This is a genomic window from Streptomyces sp. NPDC007901 (assembly GCF_042959465.1).
Classification (GTDB): domain Bacteria; phylum Actinomycetota; class Actinomycetes; order Streptomycetales; family Streptomycetaceae; genus Streptomyces.
The window spans coordinates 24,457-34,809 of the sequence record NZ_JBIBKW010000040.1 but is presented as its reverse complement, the minus strand read 5'-3'; the positions used below and the strand labels follow the sequence as shown (position 1 = coordinate 34,809).

At 70.7% G+C, this 10,353-nt stretch carries 10 protein-coding genes; 5 read left to right on the top strand and 5 right to left on the bottom strand.

What is annotated here, in order from left to right; genetic code table 11:
* Positions 1-121: 121 nt before the first annotated feature.
* Together ACFZDK_RS52970 and ACFZDK_RS52965 are read right to left on the bottom strand one after the other, a co-directional pair.
* A complete protein-coding gene (locus ACFZDK_RS52970; protein ID WP_390985852.1) occupies positions 122-1,657 on the bottom strand; it encodes an ISKra4 family transposase in 1,536 nt (511 codons plus the stop codon).
* 47 nt (positions 1,658-1,704) lie between these two features.
* Positions 1,705-2,319: a hypothetical protein gene (locus ACFZDK_RS52965; RefSeq protein ID WP_390985849.1), complete on the bottom strand. Its 615-nt coding sequence runs from the start codon at positions 2,317-2,319 to the stop codon at positions 1,705-1,707.
* Between the two features lie 312 nt (positions 2,320-2,631).
* Between ACFZDK_RS52965 and ACFZDK_RS52960 the strand changes: the two genes are divergently transcribed.
* Both ACFZDK_RS52960 and ACFZDK_RS52955 read left to right on the top strand, forming a co-directional pair.
* Positions 2,632-3,714 carry a hypothetical protein gene (locus tag ACFZDK_RS52960; protein WP_390985846.1) on the top strand — a complete coding sequence of 361 codons (1,083 nt, stop codon included), beginning with the start codon at positions 2,632-2,634 and terminating at the stop codon, positions 3,712-3,714.
* Between the two features lie 19 nt (positions 3,715-3,733).
* Positions 3,734-4,276: a cupin domain-containing protein gene (locus tag ACFZDK_RS52955; protein WP_330351313.1), complete on the top strand. Its 543-nt coding sequence runs from the start codon at positions 3,734-3,736 to the stop codon at positions 4,274-4,276.
* A gap of 17 nt (positions 4,277-4,293) precedes the next feature.
* On the opposite strand, the gene ACFZDK_RS52950 is transcribed toward ACFZDK_RS52955, so the two are convergent.
* On the bottom strand, positions 4,294-5,217 hold the full coding sequence (locus ACFZDK_RS52950; protein ID WP_390985843.1) for a LysR family transcriptional regulator: 924 nt from the start codon (positions 5,215-5,217) through the stop codon (positions 4,294-4,296).
* Positions 5,218-5,341: 124 nt separating this feature from the next.
* Between ACFZDK_RS52950 and ACFZDK_RS52945 the strand changes: the two genes are divergently transcribed.
* Complete coding sequence (locus ACFZDK_RS52945; RefSeq protein WP_330351315.1) at positions 5,342-6,301, top strand: LysR family transcriptional regulator; 960 nt, start codon at positions 5,342-5,344, stop codon at positions 6,299-6,301.
* Positions 6,302-6,342: 41 nt separating this feature from the next.
* On the opposite strand, the gene ACFZDK_RS52940 is transcribed toward ACFZDK_RS52945, so the two are convergent.
* Both ACFZDK_RS52940 and ACFZDK_RS52935 read right to left on the bottom strand, forming a co-directional pair.
* Positions 6,343-7,722 (bottom strand): FAD-binding protein, encoded by a 1,380-nt coding sequence (locus tag ACFZDK_RS52940; protein WP_390985840.1) that lies wholly within the window; start codon positions 7,720-7,722, stop codon positions 6,343-6,345.
* Entirely contained in the window at positions 7,719-8,852 is a 1,134-nt protein-coding gene (locus ACFZDK_RS52935; protein WP_390985837.1) for an FAD-dependent monooxygenase, read from the bottom strand. Before ACFZDK_RS52935 ends, ACFZDK_RS52940 begins: the two co-directional genes overlap by 4 nt.
* Positions 8,853-9,070: 218 nt before the next feature.
* Here ACFZDK_RS52935 and ACFZDK_RS52930 point away from each other — a divergent pair, with 218 nt between their 5' ends.
* Both ACFZDK_RS52930 and ACFZDK_RS52925 read left to right on the top strand, forming a co-directional pair.
* On the top strand, positions 9,071-9,361 hold the full coding sequence (locus ACFZDK_RS52930) for a putative quinol monooxygenase (RefSeq protein ID WP_330351318.1): 291 nt from the start codon (positions 9,071-9,073) through the stop codon (positions 9,359-9,361).
* A gap of 6 nt (positions 9,362-9,367) precedes the next feature.
* A complete protein-coding gene (locus tag ACFZDK_RS52925) occupies positions 9,368-10,348 on the top strand; it encodes a fumarylacetoacetate hydrolase family protein (protein WP_390985835.1) in 981 nt (326 codons plus the stop codon).
* Positions 10,349-10,353 lie beyond the last annotated feature (5 nt).

The following is a 10,353-nucleotide window of genomic DNA, read 5'->3' as shown; positions in this document are numbered from 1 at the left end:
GTCGAACCTCACACACCATCAGGATGGTGCTCTCAACGAGTCGACGCCACGGACCAGTTGGCCCGATCAACGGCTACGAAAATCTTGTATGAGCCCGGCTCTGTTTGAGTGAGTTCCCGCGTCAGGCTTGAAGTGTGTATATGTGCTGGTCGGGTAAGGGGTGGAGCCGTTCGTGCTCTTTCCGGGCGTGGAAGATCCAGTAGTCGGGGAAGTCGCTGTTGCTGATGACGGTGCGGAGGGTGAGGACGGCTTCGGCGCCGGGGACGGTCCACCTGCTGCCGGTGATGTCGAGTCTGTCGGCGACCAGGTGGCGGGCTGCTCCTTCGACGGCGCCGCTGGCGATCGGCCAGCCCGCTGCCAGGGCCTGGTCGTAGTGGACGAAGTCGGCGTTGTTCTCGAGGTATCGGCACGCTTTGTCGGCGGCGGCGCGCTGGTCGTCGCCGAGGTGGTGGCGGTCGGCTTCGGTGCGGATGTCGCGGGCGGCGCCGGGGGCGTCGCCGGCCAGGATCCGGGCGGCCTTGATGCCGACCCAGTCCTCGGCCGCGGGATCGGTGGCGGTGTGGAAACACCGCGAGGCCGCCTTCAGCTTCTCGATCACGTGGACGATGTCGAGGACGATGTGGATCGTGGCGCCGCGACGGGCGGCCTCGGTCTGGATCAACTCCATCTGGTGGGCGGCGCCGTCGACCAGCACCACCCAGGTCCGGTGGTGTTCGGGGTCGCGGGCTTCGGCCTGGTCGAACGCGGCGGCGATGACCGTTTCGGCGTCCTCGCGCACGGAAGCGGTGAGCCATTTCGCCCGCGCGACAGGTCCTTTGCGGACGGTACGGTCTCCGGTGCGGCCGCCGGGCGGGGCGATGATGTCGTGCGGGCGGCGGACTGCGGGCTCGGCGTCGTGGACGACGGCGAGGGTGGCCATCCTTTTGCGGCAGGACTTCTCCCCGGTCGACAGCCGGGTGCGGAAGGTGTGCCGGGCCCTGGCGGCGGCCTTCGCGGTGGCCTCGCGCAGGTGGCCCGGGCGCATCACGATTCCCTTCTGGTCGACACTGATCACCAGCAGCGTCCTGGCCGGGGCCGGGTGGGGGGTGCGGGCGGTATAGAAGGCGGCGACGTCCACGGCCGCGGCCCGCACCAGATCCTCCGCCTGGCGTTTGCCCACCATCCGACCCCCGCAGCTGCGGTCGATCGCTTCCAGCGCGGTGTCGTAGGAACCGCGGGCCGCCTCGAGGACCGCGAGGCGGCGCAGTCCCAGACTGTGCCGCCCGTGAGGCAAGCCCAGCATGGCGTCGGCGGGGTAAAGATTGGCCATGCCCGCGCCGCGCAGAGCGCACCGGGTCACGGTCACCGGCCCCAGCACGGTGGCCAGTTGCCGCCGGTGGCCCCTCTCCAGCCGGCTCCGGCCGCCGGCGAGCGCAGCCCGCTCCTGCGGACCGAGGGCGGACAGGTGGTCCTCCTCACGGCGGGCCCGCCACTCGAGATGGGCCTGCAGGAGCAGCCGGCCCAGCTCCCGGGAGCCCGCTTCGACATCAGCCTCAACCCGTTCATGCGTCGCGGTGAGTGCTTCGGGACTGGACAGGCGAGTGGCCAGGGAAGTGAGGGAAGAAAACACGCGGGCAAAGGGGTCAGCCGCCGCGGCCGTTTCATACGCTGCGTTCATCGGGCTCTCGTCTTCGGACAGTGGCGATCTGGTTGGCACCATCGACGCTAGGGACGAGAGCCCGCCCCCACACCGGCGCGACGCCGCTCGCCGGCTGCGGCTTCCCGCTCCGGCGCACCCGCGCCCGCCCGCCGCGCACCACCCCACGCGAACAGGCCCGGCTCGTCCTCGGCCAGCCAGCCCCGCTCCACCAGCCGTTTCAGCTTCGAACGGAACCCCTCCACCTTGTTCTTGTCCGTCGACAACCCCAGCGCGGCGCACAGATGATGCGCCCGCATCGGATGCACCGCGTCCTGCAACACCTCGACGACGTCCCGGTACGAGCGCGGCAGCACATCCGCCTCAACCCCCGGCTCCCACTGCGGCACCAGCCGCACCCCGACCGGCGATCCCGCCTGACTCCGCTCCACCGGCACCAGGACTTCCCCCGTGGCCTCGTCCACGGACACTGTCACCGCCCCCTGGCCGGACAGGATCTCCGTCATCGTCTCCCGTGTGATCTCCAGCCGGAACAGCACAGCCTCCCGCTCGGCAAGACGACCAGCCAACTCCTCCATCCGCGAGCGAAGTTCACTGATCTCGGCCCGGGCAGCCGCCTCCCGCCGCTCGATCTCCTCCAGCCACGACACCATCGCCGCCTCCAAGACCACGTCCCAGGACACGACGATCCGCCGTCCCCGCACGCACGGCAACGGCGGCGCACGGCATCACCAGCTCACTGAGGAAGAGCCGCACCCAATCGGTTTTCCCTGCGTCGGCTGCGTCGTGCGGGCCTGGGACGGCGTCGCGGACGTCCTCGGCGCGGGTACGGCCGGTCCGGCTCGCCACGGCCCCTGCAAACCTCACCGCGCGCCGTCGGGCCAGACGCGTCGCGCGATGTTTGAGATCGGTGGTGGTGATGGCCGGGAGGGTTGCCGGTGCCACGTGGCTGCGGCTGACTGTCACGTGACACACGGTGATTGGAGACGGGACCCATGCCCACACTCGACCGCGAGAGACTGAAGAGTCTGGCCGACCTGTTGCTGGAGTCGATGGCGAAGCGCGACGCCACGCTGCTGCCGCTGGCGCGAACGTATGCCATGACGAAGAACAACGGGCCGTCGTCGCCGGGGATGGCCGACATCTGGCGCACCGTCACCGGCTACAAGGCACCGGCCGACTTCCAGTACGTGATCGACACCCCGGCGCAGCAGGTGTTCGTGACCGCCGAGGTCGACGAGGGCGGCGTGCCCGCTCTCCTGTGGGGGCGGCTGAAGGCCGAGGACGAGCTGATCACCGAGATCGAACTGTACATGTGCCGGTCCAACGGCGACTCGGGGTTCATGTTCGACCCCACCGGGCTGCGCAACATGCCGAAGGAGTGGACAGCCTCCGTCCCCGACGCGCAGAAGGCGTCGCGGGAGCGGCTCACCGAGATCGCCCGGTGCGTCTTCGACCCCGGACTCGGCACCCCGGAGACTTCCCAGGAGGGGTACCTGGTCGAGAACGGCGAGCGCGTCATGGGCGACATCACCGTCGAGAAGATGCGCGAGCTGCTGCCATGGGCGACCAAGGAGATGTTCGCCCGCGTCGAGCGCGAGCACGCGCTGCCCAAGGAGTACGACAAGCCGGGCTACGCCAGTCTGCTCCCGGACAAGTCGAGGCACGCCGAGCTCATCGGCCTCGGCTGCGACCTGATGGCCGACCGCCCGGCAGACGACCACGCCCGCATCCTGGTCGACGAGGTGCAGGGCATCGTCGTCAGCCTCGGCATGGTGCCCGGGCACACGTACCCCAGCTTCTACTGGTGGTACCCCATCCTCGAAACCGCGTTCGTGCCGGAGTCGATGCTGCTGGACAACCAGTCCCGCCGGGAGAACGCGGACAGCGACCCGAGCTTCGACCCCAATGTCGGCCGGGACCCGTCGCTGCCCTGCATCCCGCTCAGCAAGCCGGTGCCCGCTGTGCTGAGCACCGCCGAGGTGTACCGCTTCTTCGACGGCAGGATCCAGGGCGAGCACCGGCTCATGCAGATCCAGCCGGCGGGCAGCACCTCACCGTGGACCGTCGGCGAATGACCGTGGAGGAATTCTCTCGATGAGCAACTACACCGTTCCCCGCCGGGTGGTCACCGGCCACACCGCCGACGGGGTGTCGGTCGTCCTGAGCGACGCCCCGGTGCCGGTCACCCGGGAGATCCCGGAGGACGGCGTCGCCTTCCACGAGGTCTGGAACACCGAGGGCGCGCCCGCGAGGATCACCGGGGTCGAGCCGGACGAGCCGACCGAGCGCCCCCTGGCGGTACCGCCCCCGCGGCACGGCACCAAGATTCGCGTCAACGAGTTCGCGCCGGGCTTTCTCGACGAGGCGGGACTCCAGTCGCCCGTGCACCGTACGGCCTCGATCGACTACGGGATCGTCCTCGACGGCGAGATCACGCTCATCCTCGACGACTCCGAGGTGACACTGCGCGCCGGCGACATTGTGGTGCAGCGGGGCACCGACCACGCCTGGGCCAACCGCGGGACGGTGACGGCGCGCGTCGTCTTCGTCCTCGTGGACGGCGAGTTCGAGCACGATCTCGCGGCCTCGCTGCCGGGCGGTCTCGAAGGACTCATGCACGGCGGACCGCGCGACTGACCTCCGTTCCGTCCCGGCTACGCGACGGCGTCCTCGACCTCCACCGCGACGTCGTACAGGAGCTTGCGCAGCCAGACCACGCCCGGGTCGCTCTCCCGGCGCGGGTGCCAGTGGGCGGCCTCGGTGATGTGGACCGTCTCCACCGGCGTCCTCGCCACCACCAGGTCGAGCACGTCGAGGCAGCGCCGCGCGAGCCGGGACGGCACGAAGGCGCACATGTCCGTCCCGGCGACCGCGAAAGGCAGGGGCAGCAGGCTGGTCACGCGCACCAGCACGGGGCGGTCCGCGAGGCCCAGCTTCCCGAGTTCGATCTCCAGCGGGCGCAGGTGCTCTCCGGCCGCGGCGAACTCGGCGACGGCGTGCGGCATCTCCAGCAGGTCCTCAGCGGTCAGCGCGCCGTCACGCAGCCGGGGGTGGCCTCGCGAGACCAGGCAGACCAGCTCGTCGGTGAAGACGGGCTGGACGCGTCCGGGAAACTCGTAGCCCAGCGGTGCTATGACGAGGTCCCGGCGCATGAGCTGAGCCTCGACCTGGTCGCGGCGGACATCGAGCGGGTCCAGCGCGATCGTGCAGCCCGGCGCGTGCCGCGCGAGCAGCCGGGTCAGCGGCTCGGCGAGAACGGTCATGGCGTATTCCGACATCGTCACACTGAACCGCTTCCTGCTCTTGGCGGCATCGAACGCGCGTTCGTTGCCCAGCAGTGCCTCGGCGCCTTCGAGTGCCTCGGCCACCACCGGCTGGAGCCGGGCGGCGAGCGGGGTCAACTGGAATCCCCGGCCGTCGCGGATCAGGAGGTCGTCCCCGAAATGTCTGCGCAGCCGGTTGAGCGCGCCGCTCATGGCGGGTTGGCTCATGGTCATGCGCTCGCCGGCACGCGTGAGATTGCGTTCCTCGAGCAGGGCGTGCAGGGCCGGGAGAAGGTTCGCGTCGACTTCCCGCAACCGCTCCCTCACATGATTCTCATGAACAGCCAATTACGTCATCTCCCTGTCGCGGTGACTATATGCGAATACGTTGCCCGCCCCTCCAGGAGGCGGCGGGCAGCCGGCCAGAAAGGGGCGAGCAATGGCGCTCGGCAGTACCGACCTCAACCTGCTGCTCCCATTGAAGGTGTTGCTGGAGGAAGGGAGCGTCACGCGGGCCGGCCGTCGGCTGGATGTCGGGCAGCCCGCGATGAGCGCGGCGCTGGCCCGCCTGCGCCGGCGCTTCGACGACGAACTCCTGGTCCGCAACGGCCGCGAGTACGAGCTCACGCCCCTCGCCAAGGACCTGCTGCCCGAGGTACAGCGGGCCGTGCGGCTCATCAGTTGCGCGCTGGACCTTGAGGACGAGTTCGACCCGGCCAGGAGCCGGCGCACGTTCCGTCTGACGATGAGCGACTACGCGATCGCCGTGGTGCACGAGCCGCTGGTGCGTCTGGTCGAGGCGGAGGCGCCCGGCGTGCGTCTCGACATCAGCCACCTCGAGGCCCACGCCGCCTTCTCCGACCGGATCCTGGTCGACAACGACGTGCTGATCGTGCCGACGGGCCACGGCTTTCCGGGCATGTCGCGCCCGGTGTGGACGGACCGTCTGGTCGTCATCGCCGACCGTGGCAACCCGCGGCTGAGCGACGGCTGCCTGTCCCTGGACGATCTCGCCGCACTGCCGCACGCGATCTCGTCCTACGGGCCGGGTGCCGTCACGGCGGACGAGCGGATCTTCGGCGAGCTGCGCATCGAGCGCCGGGTGGCGTTGCAGGTCCACGGCTATCTTCCGCTGCCGTTCGTGATCGAGGGGACCGAGATGGTGGCGGTCGTGCCGGAGAGGCTCGCGTGCATGCTGATACGCCCGTCCAGCCGGCTGGTCACGGTGGAGCCTCCGTTCGGGCAGGTGCTCCTGACCGAGAACTACTGGTTCGCCGAGGACCGGCTGGCCGACCCGGCGCACCGCTGGCTGTTCGGCCGCCTCGACGCCGTGCGCGACGAGCTCGCGGCTACCGGAACCGTGCGGGACGACCTCGCACAGGCCCGCGGCGCCGCCTGACCGGCGGCCGGAGCCCCCCACAGTGGGCTCCGGCCGCCGTGCTACGCCTGCCAGTGGTTGGCGTTGGCCGCGCCGTCCGGGCCGGCGAGGTACCCGACGAACAGGCCGTCCGGGTCGCGTACGGCGATGATCTTCCGCAGGCGTTCCCACGACGCGTCGGAGACGAAGCGCAGCTGGCGGCGGGCGAGGTCGGAGTCGCCGAGGTACTGGCCGACGGTGACCGGCTGGAGTTCGGCCATCGCGGCCGCGAGCCACGCCTGGTTCCGCGCGTCCTCCTCCTCGTCCTCCCACAGCACGTAGCTGGCGAGGTAGATCTCGCTCTGCAGCGAGAACGCCATGTCGGGCAGTTCACGCAGCGGCGCCATGCTGAACCAGATCGTGAACGACTTCGCGGTGGGCAGGGTGGTGTAGACGCGGCGCGCGGCCCCGACGACGTCCGCGGGTGATCCGGAGATCCAGGCGTTGTCGACCGCCCAGCGGTGGCCCTCCGGGTTCGCGGCGAGCTGGTGCTCCCGCTCGCGCTCGAACGTGGTCGGTTCGTTGTCGACGACGAACAGGGCCCGCTCCAGGGCCGGGTTCGTGCGGAACGGGGCGAGCGCCCGGTCGGCCTCGTCGGCGTCGTCGACCATCGCCACGGCGGTCACCAGGAGCACGGGCTCGTCGCCGAGGTGGGGGTCGGTCTTGGTCAGGGCGACGATCTCGACCGTGTCGGCGACGGTGCCGTGGAGGGTGTGCAGCCACGTCATGACCTCGTCGAAGTCGCTCAGTCCGAAGCCCTGCATCGTGTGGGCGAGGTGGCGCGGCTCGGGCAGGGTCCGCAGGTGGAAGCGGGTGACGATGCCGGGGAAGCCGGGTCCCGCGCCGCGGGCGGCCCAGTACAGGTCACTGTGGTGCTCGGCGTCGGCACGGACCAGCTCGCCGTCGGCCGTGACGACGTCGACGGCCGTGACGTACTCCGCGGCCCAGCCCCAGCCGCGGGCGTTCCAGCCCTGGCCGCCCTGGAGCAGGAAGCCGCCGAGGCCCACGCTCGGGCAGTGGCCGCCCGGGAAGAAGCGGCCGTACTCCGCGAGGTAGGGCGCCAGTTCCAGGCCGCCCCGCACGGCCGGGGTCGCCCGCACGACCTGGGTCCCGGGGTCGTACGACATCTCCTTGAAGCCGCCGAGGTCGAGCACCAGGGCGTCCTCGCGCAGCGACCACTGCGCCCAGCTGTGGCCGCCGGAGCGGACGGCCACCTGCCAGCCGCGCTCGCGGGCCAGCCGGACGCCGTTGACGATGTCGCGTTCGCCGGCGACCCGCAGGACGGCTGCCGGGACGCGTTCCGGCAGCCGCCGGTTGAAGATCCGGTCGACGGCCGCCTCGTCGAAGCCGGCGTCGCCGCGCAGCAGGAGTTCGCCGTCGAAGTGCGGCGTGGGCGCGCTCACGCCTCCTCCATCACGGCGTGCAGGGTCTCACCCATGACCCCGCCCGGGTCGGCGCCCGGGGTGTCGGGGTGGATCTCCCACTCGGCGAGCCGGAGGCTGTTGTCGAGGACCATCCGCACCCGGGGGAAGCGGCGGGCCATGAACGCGGGCAGCACGTCGTCGGTCTTGTCGCCGCCGGTGAGCATCTCCGCCAGCACGACGGCGTCCTCGGCGCACATCGCCGCCCCTTGCGCGATCAGCGGTGGACACGCGTGGGCCGCGTCACCGATGATGATCGTACGGCCGCGGTACCACGGGGACTCGACCCGCATCGCCTCGATCCACTGGTAGTTCACGATCGCGTCGTCCGCGATGCCGTCGCGCACCTGGCCCCAGGTGCCGCCGTAGCCCTGGCCCCGCTCCTTGAGGACGGCGCCCTTCGGGCCCTCCCCGACGAACGAGCGGTCGAGGTTGCCCTCGATGAGGAAGGCGTAGCAGAGCTCGTCGGAGATCGGGGTGTAGCCGGCCTTGAACTTGGGACCGCCGTAGTAGAGCTCGGAGCAGTCCATGGCCTCCGGGCGGCGGGCCACGGTGCGCCAGATGCCCATCCCGACCGGGGTCGGGAGGTCGGTGATGCCGATCATCCCGCGGACCTTGGAGCGGATGCCGTCGGCGCCCACCAGCAGGTCGACTCTCTCCCGGGTGCCGTCGGACAGCTCGACCGTGACGCCGTCGCCGGTGTCCTCGAAGTCCTCGACGGTGGTGCCCAGCCGCACGTCGACACCTGCCGTCGGCAGGTCGGCCGCGATGATGGCCGCGAGGTCGCCACGCAACGCGCCCATGGTGGGCGGTAGTTCGGCGCCGCCCATCGCCGGGGTGTCGATCTCCGTCAGGAGGGTGCCGTCGGCGTGGCGCAGGCGTACCTTGTCGAAGGCGTAGGCGTGCGCGGCGAGCCGGTCGTAGATGCCCACCGACCTGAAGGCCTTGAGGGCGTTGCCCTGCAAGGTGATGCCGTGGCCGACGCCGCCGAGGTCGGTGCGCAGGTCGACCAGTACGACCTCGACGCCCCGCTTCCTCAGGGCGAGGGCGAGCACTCCGCCCGTGATGCCGCCACCGACGATCAGGACGCGGCGAGTCTGCGAATGGGGCATGTGGGGTCCCTCCTTGACTGCGTGACGCGTCACACACTCACCCCTGTCGGCCGGGGGGAGAACCCTGCACCGACTGATACCTGGCATCGCCGTTCGATGGCCCCCGTGAGCGTGATGCCTGCCATCGCCACCAGCGCTTATGAAGGGGATGAGAACCGGTCCTACTGTGAGGGAACTCGCGACCCACGCGAATCACTGCCCCTTCGAAGGAGTCACCCATGGCCTACGTCGTGACGGCGATCTGGACCGCGCAGCCGGGACAGGAGGATGTCGTCCGGGATGCCATCGAGAAACTCACGCCGCCCTCGCGCCAGGAGCCGGGCAACCGCTTCTACCAGGCGTACGAGAGCCCCGAAGAGCCGGGCGTCTTCCGCCTGTTCGAGATCTACGACGACGAGGCCGCGTACCAGGCGCACGGCGCGTCGGAGCACTTCGCCGAGTACGGGCACGGCCAGGCGATCCCCGTGCTGGCGAAGCGTGAGCGGGCGTTCTACGAGACGATCGGCTGAGGCTCGGTGAAGCTGGCTGCCTTCCGTCGCCGCACCGAGGCCCCCGGCGTGCGCCACGTCGGGCTGGTGGTGGGCGACGGATCGGAATGGTGGATCCATCCCTTCCCGCCCGGCACCGAGATGGTGCCGATGCTCGCCGCGGACGCCGCGAGCCGCGAGGCGGCGGCCGACACGGCCGCGCAGGCGGACGGGATCCGCCTCAGGGATCTCGTGCTGCTGCCGCCGGTCTACCCGGTGGCGATGCGCGACTTCCTCACCTTCGAGGCGCACGTCGACGGCATGGAACGGGGCCACGGAAACCCCGGCCCGCCCGAGGCCTGGTACGAGGCCCCGGTCTTCCTGTTCATGGCACCGCACGCGGTGACCGGCCCCTACGACGGCATCGCGATGCCGCCCGACACCGCCCGCCTCGACTTCGAGCTGGAGATCGCGGCCGTGATCTGCCGTGACGTCCGCAACGCGAGCGCCGAGCAGGCCAGGGCGGCCATCGGCGGCTACTGCGTGATGAACGACTGGTCGGCCCGGGACATCCAGAGCCGGGAGATGACGCTGAAGCTCGGCCCCTCCAAGGGCAAGGACTTCGCGACGACGATCGGTCCCTGGATCGTCACCCCCGACGAACTGGACGGCTGCCGGGACAGCGACGGCTTTCTGGACCTCGGGATGACGGTCAAGGTCAACGGAGTGAGCGTCGGATCAGACCGGTCCGGCCACATGGGCTGGTCCTTCGAGCACATGGTGGCGCACGCGTCGCGGGCGTCGTGGGTGAAGGCCGGCGAGGTGCTCGCCTCCGGCACCTGCGCCTCGGGCTCGCTCGCCGAGTCCTGGGGGCGCACCGGCGCGCTCGACCCCCCGCCCCTGCAGATCGGGGACGTGGTGGAGATGTCGATCGACCGCCTCGGCACCATCCGCAACGAGATCGTGCCCGCCGAGGACGCGGCTCCCCCCGTCCCGCCGGCGCGGCGCCGCGTACGTCAGGAGACCTGATCGAC

Excerpts from the sequence above, each read along its gene's own strand:
- ACFZDK_RS52945 (WP_330351315.1), top strand. The coding sequence starts at position 5,342 with ATGGCGCTCGGCAGTACCGACCTCAACCTGCTGCTCCCATTGAAGGTG.
- ACFZDK_RS52955 (WP_330351313.1), top strand. The coding sequence starts at position 3,734 with ATGAGCAACTACACCGTTCCCCGCCGGGTGGTCACCGGCCACACCGCC.
- ACFZDK_RS52930 (WP_330351318.1), top strand. The coding sequence starts at position 9,071 with ATGGCCTACGTCGTGACGGCGATCTGGACCGCGCAGCCGGGACAGGAG.
- ACFZDK_RS52960 (WP_390985846.1), top strand. The coding sequence starts at position 2,632 with ATGCCCACACTCGACCGCGAGAGACTGAAGAGTCTGGCCGACCTGTTG.
- ACFZDK_RS52970 (WP_390985852.1), bottom strand. The coding sequence starts at position 1,657 with ATGAACGCAGCGTATGAAACGGCCGCGGCGGCTGACCCCTTTGCCCGC.
- ACFZDK_RS52935 (WP_390985837.1), bottom strand. The coding sequence starts at position 8,852 with ATGCCCCATTCGCAGACTCGCCGCGTCCTGATCGTCGGTGGCGGCATC.